Origin of the sequence: Streptomyces sp. NPDC101151 (assembly GCF_044768335.1) — a bacterium.
Lineage (GTDB): Bacteria > Actinomycetota > Actinomycetes > Streptomycetales > Streptomycetaceae > Streptomyces.
On the sequence record NZ_JBIWPP010000009.1, the window covers coordinates 190,721 to 208,264 of the forward strand.

The 17,544-nt window shown below is 72.0% G+C and carries 8 protein-coding genes and 1 pseudogene; 6 read left to right on the forward strand and 3 right to left on the reverse strand.

Features of this window, described 5'->3' with window-relative positions; all coding sequences use genetic code 11:
• The first annotated feature begins 19 nt into the window (after positions 1 to 19).
• Positions 20 to 1,036, forward strand: coding sequence for an aldo/keto reductase (locus ACIRU3_RS19610; RefSeq protein ID WP_404057752.1), 1,017 nt, complete (start codon positions 20 to 22; stop codon positions 1,034 to 1,036).
• A gap of 67 nt (positions 1,037 to 1,103) precedes the next feature.
• Here the strand turns inward: ACIRU3_RS19610 and ACIRU3_RS19615 are convergent, their stop codons facing one another.
• The 3 genes from ACIRU3_RS19615 to ACIRU3_RS19625 all read right to left on the reverse strand — a co-directional run bounded on the left by ACIRU3_RS19615 (position 1,104) and on the right by ACIRU3_RS19625 (position 5,446).
• Entirely contained in the window at positions 1,104 to 1,874 is a 771-nt protein-coding gene (locus ACIRU3_RS19615; RefSeq protein ID WP_404057754.1) for an SDR family NAD(P)-dependent oxidoreductase, read from the reverse strand.
• 44 nt (positions 1,875 to 1,918) lie between these two features.
• Entirely contained in the window at positions 1,919 to 4,606 is a 2,688-nt protein-coding gene (locus tag ACIRU3_RS19620) for an NACHT domain-containing protein (protein ID WP_404057756.1), read from the reverse strand.
• Between the two features lie 66 nt (positions 4,607 to 4,672).
• Positions 4,673 to 5,446 (reverse strand): class I SAM-dependent methyltransferase, encoded by a 774-nt coding sequence (locus ACIRU3_RS19625; RefSeq protein WP_404057758.1) that lies wholly within the window; start codon positions 5,444 to 5,446, stop codon positions 4,673 to 4,675.
• Here ACIRU3_RS19625 and ACIRU3_RS19630 point away from each other — a divergent pair.
• From ACIRU3_RS19630 to ACIRU3_RS19650, 5 genes and pseudogenes are all read left to right on the forward strand, one after another.
• Complete coding sequence (locus ACIRU3_RS19630) at positions 5,385 to 6,854, forward strand: glycosyltransferase family 4 protein (protein ID WP_404057760.1); 1,470 nt, start codon at positions 5,385 to 5,387, stop codon at positions 6,852 to 6,854. The two genes, ACIRU3_RS19625 and ACIRU3_RS19630, sit on opposite strands and share 62 nt — an antisense overlap.
• 156 nt (positions 6,855 to 7,010) lie before the next feature.
• The gene (locus ACIRU3_RS19635) at positions 7,011 to 8,276 is read left to right on the forward strand and encodes a glycosyltransferase family 4 protein (protein WP_404057762.1); all 1,266 of its coding nucleotides are present in this window, start codon (positions 7,011 to 7,013) and stop codon (positions 8,274 to 8,276) included.
• Positions 8,273 to 9,094 (forward strand): transferase, encoded by an 822-nt coding sequence (locus ACIRU3_RS19640; RefSeq protein WP_404057764.1) that lies wholly within the window; start codon positions 8,273 to 8,275, stop codon positions 9,092 to 9,094. The genes ACIRU3_RS19635 and ACIRU3_RS19640 overlap by 4 nt, the downstream gene beginning before the upstream one ends.
• 39 nt (positions 9,095 to 9,133) lie before the next feature.
• Positions 9,134 to 9,292: pseudogene (locus ACIRU3_RS19645) on the forward strand (CBS domain-containing protein); the annotation flags it as partial.
• A 40-nt stretch (positions 9,293 to 9,332) separates the two neighbouring features.
• Positions 9,333 to 17,450: a type I polyketide synthase gene (locus ACIRU3_RS19650; protein ID WP_404057765.1), complete on the forward strand. Its 8,118-nt coding sequence runs from the start codon at positions 9,333 to 9,335 to the stop codon at positions 17,448 to 17,450.
• Positions 17,451 to 17,544 lie beyond the last annotated feature (94 nt).

Below are 17,544 nucleotides of genomic sequence, written 5' to 3' on the forward strand. Positions count from 1 at the left end.
ACCCTCTAACGTGACCTGCATGACGGAAAAGATCAGCAAGGTCGAGCTGGGCGACGGCGGTCCCCTCGTGGGCGTTCAGGGCTTCGGTGCCATGGGCATCAGCGACGCCTACGGACAGACGGACGACGCGGCGGCTCGAGACACCCTGGAAGCCACCGTCGAGGCGGGTGTCACCCTCATCGACACCGCCGACATGTACGGTTCCGGTGCCAACGAGGAGTTCCTCGCGCCGTTCGTCGCCGCGCACCGTGACGAGATCACCCTGGCCACCAAGTTCGGCATCGAGCGCCGCGCCGACGACCCGCGCTACCGCGGCATCCGCAACGATCCCGCCTACATCAAGAAGGCCGTCGAGGCGAGCCTGCGCCGCCTGAACGTCGAGGTCATCGACCTCTACTACATGCACCGCCGCGACCCCGCCGTCCCGCTCGCCGAGTCCGTCGGCACCATGGCCGAACTGGTGCGCGAAGGCAAGGTCAAGCACCTCGGCCTCAGCGAGGTCACCGGTGCCGAACTGCGCGAGGCACACGCCGTGCACCCGATCACCGCCCTGCAGTCGGAGTGGTCGGTCTTCAGCCGGGACGTCGAGCACAGCGCGGTGGGCGCGGCCGCCGAGCTCGGGGTCGCCTTCGTGCCGTACTCGCCGCTCGGCCGGGGTTTTCTGACCGGTTCCTTCACCGACGCGAGCAAGGACCTCTCCGGCAGCGACTTCCGCCAGTATCAGCCGCGCTTCACCGGCGACAACGCCAAGGCGAACACCGCTCTTCTGGCACCCCTGCACAAGATCGCCGCCGACCATGGCGTCAGCACGGCGCAGATCGCCCTGGCCTGGGTGCAGCAGCGGGCCCAGGCACACGGCCTGACCGTCGTACCGATCCCCGGAACCCGCAAGCGGAGCCGCCTCCTCGAGAACGCCGCGGCCACCGGGATCGTCCTGACCGCCGAAGAACTGGCACTGCTGGAGCCGATCGCCGGCCAGGTGGCGGGGGATCGCTACTCGGACATGTCGTTCACCTCGGTGGGCCGGGAGGCCTAGGCAGGGGCGCTGTCACATGACGGGGCCCGGCCGGTCGACCCGCACCGGCGGGCCCCGCGTCCAGCTCTCAGAAAGCCGTGGTGTCGCGCTCGTCCTCCGCGTCGGTGTACAGGTCGTGCAACCAGTTGTGCAGGCGCAGCCCGCCGTCCACCGTGATGACCGAACCGGTCGTGTACGCCGCCAGCCGCTCGTCGCTGAGGGCCAGAACCCAGTGCGCGACGTCGTCCGCGGTGCCGAGCCGGCCCAGTGGTACGGGACGGCTGGAGCGCTCGATATGCGCCCGGGACCGTTCGCTGGCCGTGGACCACGTGTCGATGGCGCCGGGCGCGACCGCGTTCACGCGTACGCCGTGGGGACCGAGTTCGACGGCCAGTTCCTTGACCAGCATGGCGAGCGCGGCCTTGGACGTGCTGTAGTCGGGGTTCATACGGACCGCCTCCGCGTGCAGGGAGAGCACGAAGACGACGGATCCGCGCCGACCGGTCGCCAGCCATTGCCGGGCCAGGTCCCGGGTGAGGAACCAGGGTCCCTCGATGTTGGTGGCGTAGGTCCGGCGCAGGTCTTCGGGCTCGATCGCCAAGAAGGACTTCCCGGACCGTACCCCGACGTTGTTCACGACGATGTCGACGTCGCCTCCCGAGAGCAGGCGAGCCGCCAGTGCCCGCGGATCACGGCCCACGTCCGCGCGTACGAGCTGCACCCGTTCCGTGCCGCCCAGTTGCGCGGCCAGGTTCTCTTCCGAGACGTCGACCGCGCAGACGAGGGCTCCCTCCCGGAGGAAGGAGCGGGCGATCGCCAGACCGATCCCGTGACCGGCTCCCGTGACGACCACCCGCATCCCGTGGAAGCGTCCGGCCTCCGGCCCCGCTCGGTCCTGAGCCGCTACCGCATCCGGCTCTGGTAGAAGGTCTCCAGCGTTGTCCATATCGCCGTGTAGTCCTTCCTTCGGGATGAGTTGTACCAGGATGGCGTGCCGGTACGCAGGCCCGCCTGGCGGATCGACCGGCAGACGGCCTCGTTGAGCAGGTCCCGAGAGTGACGGCCGGTCGCGTCGGCGGTGTACGGGCACAGGCCGAAGCCGCACTCCTGCCCGCAGGGCCCGCCGGTGGTGAGTCGTGGACGGTACGACCTGCTCGACATGCACAGCGGCAGGCTGGCGCGAAGGCTGTTGGCATCGCGCTTGCTCTGCTCGGCCTTCTCGTTGTGGTTCAGCCAGAGGGTCACTTCACCGAGGAGTTGCAGCGTCTCAGGGGCCAGTGACGACACGGTGGATCCGCTCAGGCTCTCCTCCGAGTACCACAGGAGCCTTGACCACGGTTCGTCCGCACAGCGCAGGCCCAGCGCCGCCATGGCCCGGACGAAGGGGTGGCTGTCCCGGAGGGCGTCCCGCAGGGCGCGGAGCGCCCGCGCATCGGTGCGGTTGTGGTGCAGGCGGCGCGCCACGGCCTGGACCGCCTCCAGCCTGGCGTACCAGAATCTGCCGGTGCGCAGCAGTTCGCAGGCACCCGGGTCGGGCGGCAGCTCAGGGTCCCGGAAGGCCGCGAGTTTGTATCCCTGGGCGAGGGACGACTCGGCGCCCAGCGCGCCCGGTGCGTCCCGTACGGTCATCTCCTCCAGGCAGCGTCGTAGTTCCAACAGGTGGCCCGCGGCCCGGTCCTTGGCAGGGCCGACGTCGAGACCGTCGGCGAGCGCCGGGATGAACCAGAACGCGCGTTCCACGATGTCGCTCCCACTCGATGGGCCGGCCGGTGCCCGCATCCGGCTGATGAATCCGTCCACGAAGCCGGCCAGCCTCCCGTAGCGGGCGACGTCGGGCTCGGCCAGCAGCTGCGCGCACGCCCAGCGTGCCACGTACTGGTCGTCCAGATCCAAGACCGACCACAGGAACGCGCCGCTGCCCCGGACATCGAGAAGACCCACGAAGGGCACCGCCGTGCCCCGGTCGGCGGGCCGCGCGCCGGCCCAGCACCGACGGTACATGCGCAGACAGCGGCGCTTCAGAGGTGCGTCCGACAGCGCTGCGGCCACCGAAGCGAGCATGTTCACGACGGCGAGGTTCCGGAGCACGGGTGCGGTCGGCGGCAGCCCTTCGGCCATGTCCATCAGCCGGCGGGCGCGGGGCAGGGAGGGTTCACGCGAGAGCGCCATCTCCAGTGCCATGACGGGCTCGCGCATGGCCGTCTCCGCCAGCGTCGTGGACAGGAAACGGCGTCCGCGGGCGCTGTCCAGGCCTTCCGCCACGCTCAACGAGGCGACGTGGCTGAGCACCAGCGGATGGCGGAAGGCGATCTGTTCGCCGTGCAGCCCCGTGCGCAGCAGGCCGATGTCCTGGGCGGTACGCAGGGCTGTCAGCAGCTTGCCACGGTTCCGCGGTGGACGGCCCAGGCCCGGGCCCTCACCGGCGGACAGGTACTCCTCGACGCCGCACATGGTGCGGCCGAAGCCGATCTGGGTCCAGGCGATCGAGCCGAGTACGGGCATCAGGTCCCGGTGGGCCGTGCTGCCGGCCGTTCGCCGGGTGAGCACGCGGTCCAGAAGAACCACCCGGCGGCCCGGCACCGAGCCGGTCAGGTCGGCGACCTCCGACAGCTCGGTGAGGGACAGCTCGCGGCACAGAGCCGCGTAGAAGGGGACATGGTTGAGTTCGAGCCGGCTGGTGAGTTCGCTGCCGAGCGGGCCGGGGATGCCCCACTCGGCGAGCCGGGTCACCGTCTCGGTGACCGGCAGCGCGGGTATGGGGAACCGGTACCCCGGCAGAAGGGCGGGCAGCGACTCGGGCCGTGCGGCCAGGACCAGTCCCACGTCCTCGCCCGTGACCCGGTCCAGCAGGGCGCGGGTCAGTTCGCGCACGTCGAGGAAGCCGGCCTCGCTTCCCATCTCGTCCAGCGAGTCGACCAGGACGACGACGCGACGCTGCTCCCTGGCCTTGCGCCAGATCTTCTCGCCGTCGCTCTCCCGGGTGACGAAGCGGTCGATCTGTTGCAGGAATGCGGTCCTGGCCAGTGCCGTGATGTTTTCTCCGGGATGGCGGCCGCGCATCGAGAGCATCACGGGTACGAGCCCTTGCCCGGCCAGATGCATGGCGAGCCGGCCGAGCAGCATCGTCTTGCCCGAACCGGCGGCTCCGGTGACGACCAGCGGGACGCCCGCCGGGCCGAATCTCAGCTCGGTCTCGAGCACGGCGAGCAGGCCGGGAGGCGCGATGAACTCGTCCGTTCCCGTGGCCGGACCGATCTCCGCCGTGAGCCGCCGCGGGTTCTCACGGATCTGGCGCAGATGCCGGCGCAGCACGACCCAGCGGGAGATCGTACCGATCCACAGCAGAGACACCAGGAAAGCGACGATGATGCTGGACATCAGGTTGGTGACCAGACCGCAGGCCACAGGCTGGCGGGTGCAGACCCCATTGGCGTCGCCGCGCACGAGCGCCTCGTAGCAGAGGACGGCTGCGCCGGCGAGGAGGGTGGCGCCGGCCAGGGAGAGGATCCGCTGGCGGCGCGCGGACGGCCACCAGAACAGCGGTAGGTCCCCGATTCTGGCCGCGGCGGCGGCCAGCCTTCGCCTCAGCACGCTTCCCCCCAGATCTCCCGAGCCTGAACCGCTCCGCGTCGTGTCCCGCGCATCACGTCGCGCGGCTCAGTGCGGCCACCGCGCCCCGATGTCGCTGACCCGGCCGGTGGCCGTCGTCATCAGCAGCCAGGACTTCCGGACGCAGACCCCGCAGAGAGTCACGAGCTCGGCCAGTTGGACAAGCTGGTTGGCGCCGCCCGTCCGCACACCCCGGCCGGGAGCCGGGCCGGTCCGCTGATAGACAGCCAGGCTGCCACTGCGTCCCCGGTAGACGAAGTCCGGGCGCCGGACCAGAACGATCATGATCGCCAGGGTGACCTCGACCGAGTAGAACGCGTCGTGAATCGCGAGCCACCCTCCGGGGCGCAGGTGACGGCAGACGAGTCGTAGGTCCGCTGTGGCGTCGCGGAAACGGTGCGAGCCGTCCACGAAGAAGAGTCCCGCCGTCGCGAGGACTTCGGCCGGCGTGCCGGCGGATCGCATCCGCAGATGCGTCACGCGTCCCTCCGCGTCGGCAAAGGCGAGGTTCCTGTGAAATTGGCGGTGCACCGCCTCGGAATCGATACGGACGCCCGTGGACTTTGCGGGCCTGGGACCGACTTCGTCACCGGCGAAGGGGTCGACGGCGTAAAGGCTGGTGACTTCGGGGGCGCCTGACAAGAGGGAAAGAGTGGATCGCCCGAGGAATGATCCGAACTCGACGATGTGTGAACCGTCCGGAATTCGTGCGGCCAGCTCTGCCAGAATTGCTGCCTGGGCCGGGGTGAGCCAGCCGTCGATGCGGGAGACGATCTCCCGGACGCTTGCCTCCGTTGTGGATGATGTGCGCGGGTACTTCATCAGCGGCCCCGATTACTCCGTCGGCCCCGAGAGTGGAACTGAGGGTGACATGGGGTCGACTGCCTGTCAAGATGTCACAAGCTGTGGGCAGTTGCCGGGAATCGGACCGGATCGGCTTGCCTTGCCCGGGCTGTGCGCGGCGCTGTCGGCAGAAGGGGGACGGGGGACGATTTTGCATCAGGAAACGCTCCGGATCACCGGTCCCGAGAGCCTGAGGAAACGCCTTGCCGAAGCGGCTGTCCGGAGAATTGTGGTACTGGCGTGGCGTGACGTGCAGGACGTTGCCGCGGGTGGCTCCGAATTCCACACCAGCGCCATGGCAAAAGTCTGGGCCGATGCGGGTGTCGAGGTGATATTGAGAACCTCGAGAGCACCTGGTCATCCGCGCCGGGTGGTGCGGGACGGATATCGGGTGGTCCGCCGGGGAGGCAGGTACAGCGTCTTTCCGGGGCTGCTCGCGGAGCTGATGAAGATGAGGCGGCCGGGCACGGGCGTTGTGGAGGTCTGGAACGGAGTGCCCTGGCTGGCGCCGATCTGGGCGGCCGGGCCCACCGTGACCTGGGTGCATCATGTGCATGGCCACGTGTGGCAGGAGCACTTCGGGCCGCTGCTCGGGGGACTGGGCTGGTTGGCCGAATCCCGGCTGGCCCCCGCGCTGTACCAGGGCGCGCACATCTGCACACCGGGGGCATCCACGAGGGACGACCTGGTCAGGCGACTGGGGCTGCCGGCATCGTTGATCAGTGTGATTCCCCCCGGGGTCGACCGTGCGTTCTTCACTGCACCGTCCTCGGCCGACAGTGCGGGGGACGGCCGTTCGGCATTCCCGTCTGTTGTGCTGGTCGCTCGGATGGTGAAGTCGAAGCGGATCGACTTGGTGATCCGGGCGATGGCCGAGGTGGTGCGGCGGCACCCATCGGCGCGCCTCGATGTGATCGGCGACGGACCGGAACTCGCTCGGCTGAAAGCCCTGACGAGCCATCACTTCGGTGACCCGGCTCCGATCACCTTCCTCGGACATGTGGGACAGGCCGAGCTGGTCCGGCGTTACCGCAAGGCCTGGTTGCTGGTCAGTGCCTCGTCGGCGGAGGGATGGGGGCTGACCGTCAGCGAGGCCGCGGTGTGCGGCATCCCTGCCGTCGTTACGGACATACCGGGCCACCGTGACGCTGTGCTGCACGGCGTCACAGGCCTGCTGGTAGGCCCTGGTCAGCTCGCCGATGCGATCGGACGGCTGCTCGCCGACCATGCACTGCGACTGCGTCTCGGCGTCCAGGCGGCCCACTATGCAGCCCGCCTGCGCTGGGAGACGACCGCTTGGCGAACGGCGGAGATCCTGGCCCATGGGGCAGGGCCCAGGGCCCGGGCGTGCGCCCTTGGCGCGGATCAGGCCGTACGTCTTGTGTGAGTCTCAACTGCCGCCATCCCCACGCCAGTTGCCGTGGAGTCAAGTACCGCTTTGACCGGACGGTCGGCATTGCGCATGCCGGACCGCCGGGTCCCGCGGAGGCACGAAGTGGTAACGGCGCACAACTGCACGGGAGGTGCCGAAGTCTGCACCGGCATGAAGATCTCTTTCCTGCTCCACAACGCCTATGGAATCGGGGGGACGATCACCACGACGTTCAACCTGGCCCAGGCACTGGCCGAGCGGCACGACGTGGAGATCGTCTCCGTGTTACGGCACCGCAAACGCCCCCACCTCACTCCCGATCCACGGGTGAGGCTGCGGCACCTGGTCGACCTGCGGCGGGAGAAGGACCACGAGCTGCACCGGACACCGGCGAAGGTGTTTCCCTCCGCCGAGTACCGCTACCACCAGTACAGCCGGCTGACGGACGAGCGGATCGCCCAGTGCCTGGAGACGACCGACGCCGACGTGGTGATCGGCACCCGGCCGGGGCTCAATGTGCACCTCGCCCTCCAGGCCCCGGAGCGGGTGCTGCGCGTCGGGCAGGAACACCTCACGCTGGACAACCATCCGGCACGGCTGCGCACCGCACTGCGTCGGGCCTATCGGCGCCTCGACGTGCTCACCACGGTCACGGAAGCCGATGCCCGCGCCTACCGGCGCAAGATGCATCTGCCCGGTGTCCGCGTCGAAGCCCTGCCGAACAGCGTGCCCGACCCCGTGCTGCCGCCCGCGGACAGCCGCGCGAGGATCATCGTCGCAGCCGGGCGGCTCGTCCCGGTGAAACGCTACGACCTGCTCATCCACGCCTTCGCGCAGGTCGCCGCCGAGCACCCCGACTGGCAGCTGCGCATCTACGGCGCGGGCGAGCAGCGGGACGGGCTGCGGGCACTCATCGAGCAACTGGGGCTCAGCAACAACGCCTTCCTGATGGGCCCGGCCACGCCCATGGAAGCGGAATGGGTCAAGGGGTCCATCGGCGTGGCCACGTCCTCCTTCGAACCGTTCGGCATGACGATCGTCGAGGCCATGCGCTGCGGGCTGCCCGTCGTGAGCACCGACTGCCCCTACGGCCCCGGCGAAATCATCGAAGCCGGGGTGGACGGCCGGCTGGTACCGGTCGGGGACCGGGACCGGCTGGGCTCGGCCCTGCTGGACCTCGTCCGTGACGACGAGCTGCGCCGGACCATGGGGCAGGCGGCCGTCAAGAACGCCCGGCGCTTCGCCCCGCGGACCGTGGTGGCACACGCGGAGCGCCTGCTGAGCGAGGCGGTTGCCGCAAGAACGGCCGGACGTGGAGGGGCCCCAGTGCCTCGGGACGGGCACCGAAGCCTGGTGAGCCACGGCTTCGCGGCTCGCGACATCGCACACGCCGCCACCGGACGCGTGCTGAACACTGTGCGCAGGGGGAAGCGATGACGACGGAAAGCAGCGCCGGACTCCACATGCACTGCGTCGCGGACCCCGACGGGCGCATCACCTTCGAACTCCCCTCGCCCCCAGCGGCTACGCACCCCCAGCTCCTGCTGCGGCTGAGGCCCAAGAAAGGGGAGCCCGAGACGACTGGACATCGCATCGCCCTCGAAGCAGCCGACGAGGGCTGCCTGCGCTCCGTCCTCGAACCGCTGCCCGCCCTCGAAGAAGGCCGCTGGGACGCCTATCTGCTGCGAGACCCCGAAGCGGAGCCGGAACGGCTGCGGCCCGGACTGCGGGACTTGCGTGCGCTCGTCGACGGACATGTCAGGGACCGGACGTCCCCGGTGGCGGTGCGGATTCCGTATGTGACCAAAGAGGGTTTCCTCGCCGTGCGGGCCTGGCTGCGCACCGTCCACGCGGAGGCAGGCAGGATCGAAGTCGGCGCCCGTTCGACGACGGTCAGAGCGCGCCTGCACGGTGCCTCGTTCGCAGAGGGTGCCGCCGTCCGGCTACGGGTGCGGGGGAGCAACGGCAGGGAACGAAGTGTGCGGCCGCAGGCCGACGCAGACCGCAGGGGCTTCGCCTTCACCGTCGACCACGAGGAACTGGCCGTCGAAGCCGCGAGCGGAAACTGCGTCTGGGACCTCTTCGTCCACCCCGCTTCCGGCGCGGCCCCGATCCGCCTCGCCAGACTTCTGGACGACGTGGCCGACCGCAAGCGGTCTTTCGTCTACCCGGCCGCGAGCCTGGGCGGCATCGTCCTGCGCCCTTACTACACGGTCGACAACGACCTCTCCGTTCAGGCAACTGCTTCCGGCTGACCCCGCAGGGCGCCCGCTGATTGCACACGGGTCGCCCCGACGATGCGCGAGCACCCGGTTCGGCGTCTCCCGGTCGTCGACGGCGACGGCAAGCCCGTCGGAAGCGTCTTCGTACGGCGCCGCCCCGAACCGGAGGACCGGCCCCCGCTCCGGCGCGCCGAAAGCGCGGGCGGTCCCGGGCGGTTCGTGACCCTATAGTCGGTTGGCGTCGGGGGCCAGGCGCACAAGTGGGGTGGGAATGGCGGGGGTTCGCGCGGAACTGGTCCGTCCGTTGGCCGAGGTCGTCCGGGCGCATGCGTCCCGCGCCGGGGAGAGAACCGCCTTTCGGGACGCGCGTCGGAGCGTGACCTGGGGGCAGCTGGATCAGCGGACCGCGCGGATCGCGGGGCATCTGGCACGGCTCGGCGTGCGCCGCGGGGACCGGGTGGTCTTCTGCCTGTCCAACCGCGCGGAAATGGTGGAGAGTTCGCTGGCGGCCCTGCGTGCGGGGGCGGTTGGCGTACCGCTGGATCCAGGCGCGGTCGAGGGTGAGTTGGCCCATGTGCTCGGCGACAGTGGCGCGGTCGCCCTCGTGATCGAGGCGTCACTGCTGGAGCGGGTGGCCCGGGTTGCGGCCGGGCAGCCCTCGCTGCGGGTGGTGGTCGTGGGCGAGAAGACGCTGCCGACCGAAGTACCCGCGGGCGCGGTGTCGTACGAGGAACTCGCCGGGACCGATGCGGACCGATCGCCGCGCGACGATCTCGGCCTGGACGAGCCGGCCTGGATTCTTTACACCTCCGGCACCACCGGAGAGCGAAAAGGCGTGGTGGCGAGCCAGAGGGCAGTCCTGTGGTCGACGGCAGCCGCCTACGCGCCGCTCTTCGGCATGTCCGAGACGGACCGGCTGCTGTGGCCGCTGCCGATGCACCACACCTACGCGTACTCGCTGTGCATCCTCGGGGTGGTCGCCACGGGCGCGAGCGCCTACCTCCTGGACCGGGGCGTGGACGTCGTGGAGACACTCGAACGACAGCCGCTGCAGGAGCCGTTCACGATGCTCGCGGGGGTGCCGGCCACCTATCACCTGCTGGTGAGCACGCTGCGAGAAGCCCCGCGGGTACCGGGCGGACTGCGCCTGTGCGTCACTGCCGGCGCGCCGTGCCCTGACGAACTGCGGTCCTCGGTCGAGGGGTTGCTGGGCGCTCCGCTGCTGGACGGCTACGGCTCGACCGAGACCTGCGGCAAGGTGGCGGTCGACCGGCTCGACGTACCGGCGCAGGAGCGCGTGCCGCAGCCACTGCCCGGAGTCGAGGTGCGGGTGGCCGACCCGATGTCCGGGGACACCGCCGCGGACGGTGGCGAGGGCGAGATCTGGGTTCGCGGCCCCGGCCTGATGATCGGATACCACAACCGCCCCGACAGCACGGCGCAGGTCCTCCGGGACGGTTGGTACCGCACCGGTGACCTCGGGCGCCGTGAGCCGGGTGGTGGGCTGCGGGTCACGGGCCGGGTGGGCGACCTGATCATCCGCGGCGGGCAGAACGTCAATCCGGTCGAGGTGGAGCAGGTGCTCCTGGCCTGTCCCGGTGTCGCGGACGCGGCGGTCGTCGGCAGACCGCACGACGTGCTGGGGGAGGTCCCGGTGGCGTTCGTCGTCCCCGGGCCGGACGGAGTCGACCTGGCGCGGCTGCGGACCGCCTGCCGGGAGCGGTTGTCCGCGTTCAAGGTGCCGGACGAGATCCGGCTGAGCGACTCGGTGCCCCGTACGTCCTCCGGAAAGATCCAACGCGCCGCCCTTGCCGCTCAGTTGGCCCAAGGGCTCGTCACCGGGCGGGGTGCCGCCTCCGCCGAGCTGCGGGCCCGGCTGCTGGCGCTTCCCGCCTCCGAGCGGCGCCGGGCCGTACTTCGACTCGTCATCGATGCCACGGCCGAGCTGTACGGCGAGGAGGACATCGACCCGGAGCCGAGCCGGGCCTTCACCGATCTGGGGATCAGTTCCCTGCAGGGTGTACTGCTGCGGGACCGGCTCGCGGCGACGACCGGCCTGGAGCTGCCCGCGACCCTGGTGTTCGAACGCCCGACTCCGGACGCGGTCGCCGAGTTCCTGCACGAGGGGCTGCTGGGGTCCCCGTCCCCGGCGGCGCGCGAGGCCCGGACCGGCAAACGCGGCGACGGTGCCCCGCCGCGGCCCGACGAACCGGTGGCCATCGTCGCCATGGCCTGCCGCTACCCGGGGCTCGTGGACGACGTCTCCTCGCCGGAGGAGCTGTGGCAGCTGATCGTCGACGGCACGGACGCCACCTCCGGTTTCCCCGCCGACCGGGGCTGGGATCTGGCCACGCTGTTCGACTCCGACTCCGACTCCGACTCCGACTCCGACTCCGACCCCGACCGGCCGGGTACCTCGATCACCCGCCGCGGCGGCTTCCTGCGCCGGGCCGCCGACTTCGACGCGGCGTTCTTCGGCATGTCACCCCGGGAGGCGCTGGCCACCGACCCACAGCAGAGGCTGCTGCTCGAGACCGCCTGGGAGACGGTGGAACGGGCGGGCATCGCCCCCGGCACCCTGCGCGGCAGCGACACCGGGGTCTTCGTCGGCGTGATGCACAGCGACTACGCGGGCCGTCTGTTGCACCGGGGAGGCCACGAGTACGAGGCCCACCTCGCGCTCGGCTCGGCGGGCAGCGTCGCCTCCGGGCGCATCGCCTACACCCTGGGTCTGGAGGGCCCCGCCGTGACGGTGGACACGGCCTGCTCCTCGTCGCTCGTGGCGATGGACTCGGCGGCGCGGGCGCTGCGCTCGGGCCAGTGCTCGCTGGCCGTGGCCGGCGGAGCCACGGTCATGGCCAGCCCGGTGCCGTTCGTCGCGTTCAGCAGGCTGCGCGGCCTGTCGCCCGACGGACGGTGCAAGCCCTTCTCGGCCGCCGCCGACGGAACGGCCTGGGGCGAGGGCGTCGGTCTGGTCCTGCTGGAGCGGCTTTCCGACGCCCGGCGCAACGGCCATCCGGTGCTCGCCGTGCTGCGCGGCTCCGCCGTCAACGGCGACGGCGCGTCCAACGGCCTGACCGCGCCCAGCGGCCCCGCCCAGGAGCGGGTGATCGGTGACGCCCTGGCGGCCGCCGGACTCACCCCGGCCGACATCGACGCCGTCGAGGCCCACGGGACCGGCACCCCGCTCGGCGACCCCATCGAAGCCAGGGCCCTGCTGGCCGCCTACGGGCACGACCGTCCGGCCGACCGCCCGCTGTGGCTGGGATCGCTGAAGTCCAACATCGGACACACCCAGGCCGCGGCCGGCGTGGCCGGCGTCATCAAGACGGTGCTGGCCATGCGGCACGGCCTGCTCCCGCGCACGCTGCACGCCGATGAGCCGACCTCGGGCGTCGACTGGTCCTCGGGCGCCGTGCGGCTGCTCACGCGGGAGCAGCAGTGGCACCCCGCTCCGGGGAGCCCCCGTCGCGCCGCGGTCTCCGCCTTCGGTATAGGCGGGACCAATGCCCATGTGATCCTGGAGGAAGCGGATCCGGAGCCGGAGGGTCCCGACCGCGACAGCGCCCGGCCTGCCCCCGAGCCGCCACTCCTGCTGTCCGGCGCGAGCCCGGAAGCGCTGTGCGCCCAGGCACGGCGTACGGCGGCATTCCTGCGCGAACGTCCCGAACTGCCGCTCGGGGACGTGGCGTTCACTGCGGCTACGTCGCGTGCCGCGCTCCGATACCGGGCGGCGGTGCCCGTCCAGGACCGGTCCGTCCTGCTGAACGAACTGGACCGGCTCTCGGCCGAAGGGACGGCCCCAGTCCGGGCGGGCTCACGGCTGGCACTGCTCTTCACCGGTCAGGGCTCCGGATGGACGGGCATGGGCCGGGAGTTGCACACCGCGTACCCCGCCTTCGCCGACACCTTCGACGCCCTGTGCGCCCGGTTCGACTCCGTCGGCGTGGGCGACCGACCCCTGCGCGAAGCACTCTGGGACGGGCCCGGCACAGCGGCCGCAGGCCCGCCGATCGGAACCGACCTCGCCCAGGCCGGCCTTTTCGCGTTCGAGGTCGCGCTCTTCCGGCTCCTCGCGTCATGGGGCCTGCGCCCTGACTTCCTGGCCGGCCACTCCGTCGGCGAACTGGCCGCCGCGCATGCCGCCGGGATCCTGTCCACACGGGGCGCCGTCGAACTGGTCGCCGCCCGGGGGCGGTTGATGCGGCAACTCCCGTCAGGCGGCGCGATGGTGTCCCTGGAGGCCGGCGAAAAGGAGGCGACGGCGGCGCTCGCGGAACTGCCGGCTGCGGCCGGGCCGGTGGCGGTCGCGGCGGTGAACGGTCCCCGCTCGGTCGTCGTCTCCGGGGCGGAACAGGCGGTGACAGCGGTGGCCGAGCGCTTCGAGGCCCGTGGGCGTCGCACCGAACGGCTGCGCACCACCCATGCCTTCCACTCGCCGCTGGTCGAACCGGCGCTCGCGGAGTTCGGCCGGGCCGCGACCCAGGTGACCTACCGTGAGCCCAGCATCCCGATCCTCTCGGCACTGACCGGGCGTCAGGCCACGGGAGACGACCTGCGCTCGGCGGCCTACTGGGTGCGCCACGCCCGCGAAACGGTGCGGTTCGCGGACGTCGTACGTCACCTGGCGGGCGAGGCGGCGGTGACCGCGTTCGCCGAGGTGGGCCCCGGGACACAGCTCACCTCGGCCGCGATCACCACGGTCGAGGCGCCCGGGGACCTGGTGTTCACCCCGACGGTACGGGCCGGCCACCCGGAGCCCGACACGCTCCTGGCGGCACTGGCCCGCCTCCACGTGCACGGCACGGCGCTCGACTGGGCGGCCGTACACCACGGACACACCGGCACGCCTGCCCGGCGGGTGGACCTGCCCACCTATCCTTTCCAGCGGCAACGCCACTGGCTGGCCGAGCCCCGTGGCACCACGCGGCCCGCCGCCCGGCCCGCCTCCGGCCATCCGGTGCTCACCTGGACGACGAGCCTTCCGGACACGGGCCGCCTGCTGTGCACCGGCCGCCTCTCGGAGGCGGATCAGCCCTGGCTGCGTGACCATGCCGTCGGCGGCCGTCCCCTGCTCCCCGGCGCCGCCCTCGCCGAGATGGCGCTGCACACCGGCACCACCTGCGGCCTTGAGGTCCTGGAGGAGCTGACGCTGTTGCTGCCGCTGGAACTGCCCGGCTCCGGCCGAGGCGTCGACGTGCAGGTGGCGCTCGGCGAACCGGACCCGTCCGGCCGCCGGAGCGTCGACATTCACGCGCGCCCATCGGATTCCGGCCCGGTCGGCGCATGGACCCACCACGCGACCGGCCGGCTGGGTCCGGCGTCCGCGGACCCCGTCCCGAGCCCCGGCCCGCAAGGGTCCTGGCCGCCCCCGGGCGCGGTGCCGATCGACCTGACGGGTGCCTACGACCGGCTGGTCGGCGCAGGCTACGCCTACGGCCCGGGCTTCCGTTGCGTGCGGGCCATGTGGCGCCACGGCGACGACCTCCTCGCCGATGTACGACTCCCCGACGCAGCGGCGGCCGAGGCACAGCGGTACGGCGTCCATCCCGCGCTGCTCGATGCCGCTCTGCACGCCGCGCTGCTCGTTCCCGCGGATCCGGGAGACGACGGACCGGCCGTTCCGACCCGCCTGCCGTTCGTGTGGCGGGGCGTCAGTCGCCACGCGGCAGGCGTCACCGCGCTGCGGGTCCGGCTGCGGCCCACCGGGCAGGACACGGCCGCGGACCTCGCCGACCCGGCCGGCAGGCCGGTGCTCCGGGTGGAGGCGCTGACCACCCGTACGGTTCCGGGCACCCCCGGCGCCCTCGGACGCGCACAGCCGGAGCCGTTGTACCGCCCGCGCTGGGCCGCCGCCGCGCCGACGCACTCGACCACCCCGGCCATCACGGTGACCTCGCCGGACGACCTCGATCTGGCGGCCGCGCTGTCCGGCTGCGTGGGAGCCGGGGCACCCCCTGCCGGCTCCGTCGAAGCCCCCGCCCCCGCCCTCCTCGTCTCCTTGACCTCGCCGGCCCCCTCCACCACGCCGGCCGCCGACGCTCGCAACCTCGTCACGCGTGCACTTGACCTGCTGCACCACCGGCTGCCCACCCTGGCTCCGGGATCGCGGCTGATCCTGGTGACCCGCGGTGCCACCGGTCCGGACCCGGACCTGCCCGCCGCCGCGGTCTGGGGGCTCGTGCGCAGCGCTCAGTCGGAGTACCCCGGCCGTGTCACCGTCGTCGACGTCGACGGTAGCCCCGAGTCGCTGCACCGGCTGCCCGCCGCCCTGGCCACGGCTGAACACCAACTCGCCGTGCACGCCGGCCAGGTGCTGGTGCCCCGGCTGGAACTGCCGGCCCTCACACCTGCGGGCCCGGCCCTGTTCGCACCAGGCGGCACCGTGCTGATCACCGGCGGGACAGGGGCTCTCGGCGCGCTGCTGGCCCGCCATTTGACAGAGCGTCATGGTGTTCGCCGACTGGTACTCACCAGTCGCAGCGGCCCGAAGTCGCCTGGGGCGCGGCGGCTGCGGGAGGAGATCGCGCGCGCCGGTGGCCGGGTGGACATCATCGCCTGTGACGCCGCGGACCGGACCGCACTCGCCGAGGTGATCGACCGGCACGCCGCGGACCTGACCGCCGTGGTGCATGCGGCGGGTGTCCTCGACGACGGCGTGCTGGAGGCGCAGACGCCCGAGCGGCTCGCGGCCGTCCTGCGTCCGAAGGCCGACGCGGCCTGGCACCTCCACGAGCTGACAAAGGACCTGTCACTTTCGCAGTTCGTGCTCTTCTCCTCGGCGGCGGGCCTGCTCGGCAATCCCGGCCAGGCGGGCTACGCCGCCGCGAACGCGTTCCTGGACGCCCTCGCACTGCACCGCGTCGCCCGGGGACTGCCCGCGCTCTCCCTGGTGTGGGGGCCGTGGGCGGGAGCCGAGGGGATGGCGGCCCGTACCGGCCGGACGGGGGACGGCGTGCTGCGCGCCGTCACCCCTGCCGAGGGCCTGGCACTCTTCGACGCCGCCGCGGGGGCGGGCGAACCGATCCTCGCACCGCTGCCCCTGGACCCGAGGGGCAATGCGGCGGGACGGACGGTTCCGCCGCCGCTCCATGGACTGCTGCCCCCGCCCGGCCCGGCAGCCGGCCCGGACGGGGACCTCGGTGGCGGGGGGCCCACGGACGGCATCGCCCGGCAGACGCACGACTCACCGGGAGCGTGGCGAGAGCGGCTGGCGCGGCTGCCCGCCGACGACCGCGCCCCCGCGCTGCTCTCGCTGGTCCGGCAGGCGGTCGCCGACGTGCTCGGCCATCCCGGCGCGACCGCCGTCGGCGCCGACAGCGCCCTCACGGAGCTGGGCCTCGACTCCCTCACCGCCGTTCTGCTGCGCAACCGGCTGAGTCTGCTCACCGGCCTGGAACTCCCGGCCACGCTCATCTTCGACCTGCCCACCGCCGAACGGCTTTCGGACCACCTGCTCACCGAACTGCACGAGGCGCTGCCCCACCACGAGACACCCGCACCACGTCCCGCACCGCCCCGCTCTCCCCAGACCCTCGCCTCCCTCTACCGCCGCGTCTGTGCGACCGGTGACGTCGTCTCGGCGATGCACCTGCTCGTGACCGCCTCGCTGGCCGTCCCCGGCTTCGGCCCCGAGGACGCGGCCGCGCACGCTCTGCCACCGCTCCAACTGGCCACAGGAGCGGCCGATCTGCCGCCACTGGTGTGTTTCCCCGGCTTCTCCCCGGCCCCGGCCAGACCCTGGTACACCGCGCTCGCGCGCCGCTTCGACGGCGAACGGGACGTCCTGGAGATGCGGCACCCCGCGGTCACCTCGGGCGACGCACCGCCCCGCGACTGGCAGACGCTGGTGGACCTGCACGCGGCCACCTTGCGGGAGCGGTTGGCGGGTCGCCGGCCCGTTCTGCTGGGCTGGTCGATGGGCGGCTGCCCGGCGCATGCGGTCGCGGCGCGGCTGGCGGCGACCGGCACCCCGCCTGCCGGCCTGGTACTCGTCGACACTTACCACGTGACCCCCGAGCGGGAGGCCGAGCCATGGCTGCTGGCCCTGCCCGCCCGCGGGGCCCTGGCCATGGGGGAGGGGTTCGACGCGGTGGTGGAGGACATGTCGATGGCCGCGCTGGGGGCCTACACCCGGATGCTGCGCGGCTGGCGCCCCGAGCCGACAGACGTACCCACGCTCCTGGTCCGAGCCACCGAGCAGCTGCCGGAGATGCGCACGCACGGCGGCCGCGAGAGGCACAGCCGCGACTGGCGGTCCTCCTGGCCGCAGGTGTCCGCCACTGTGGACGTCCCCGGCGACCACTGGACCATGACCGAGGAACACGCACCCACGACGGCACAGGCGATCCGCGGCTGGATCAGCGGGCTCGGAGGGCCTGCCGGCTGAGAGCCTCTTTCCGATCCCGGTTTTTGAGTGTCTTTGTGCCCTAGGCAGGCTGGGTGTCCGAGGACGCCAGGCAGGCCGTGGAGCGTGCGTGTGA

Excerpts from the sequence above, each read along its gene's own strand:
- ACIRU3_RS19610 (WP_404057752.1), top strand. The coding sequence starts at position 20 with ATGACGGAAAAGATCAGCAAGGTCGAGCTGGGCGACGGCGGTCCCCTC.
- ACIRU3_RS19615 (WP_404057754.1), bottom strand. The coding sequence starts at position 1,874 with ATGCGGGTGGTCGTCACGGGAGCCGGTCACGGGATCGGTCTGGCGATC.
- ACIRU3_RS19630 (WP_404057760.1), top strand. The coding sequence starts at position 5,385 with ATGCGGGAGACGATCTCCCGGACGCTTGCCTCCGTTGTGGATGATGTG.
- ACIRU3_RS19625 (WP_404057758.1), bottom strand. The coding sequence starts at position 5,446 with ATGAAGTACCCGCGCACATCATCCACAACGGAGGCAAGCGTCCGGGAG.
- ACIRU3_RS19635 (WP_404057762.1), top strand. The coding sequence starts at position 7,011 with ATGAAGATCTCTTTCCTGCTCCACAACGCCTATGGAATCGGGGGGACG.
- ACIRU3_RS19640 (WP_404057764.1), top strand. The coding sequence starts at position 8,273 with ATGACGACGGAAAGCAGCGCCGGACTCCACATGCACTGCGTCGCGGAC.
- ACIRU3_RS19650 (WP_404057765.1), top strand. The coding sequence starts at position 9,333 with ATGGCGGGGGTTCGCGCGGAACTGGTCCGTCCGTTGGCCGAGGTCGTC.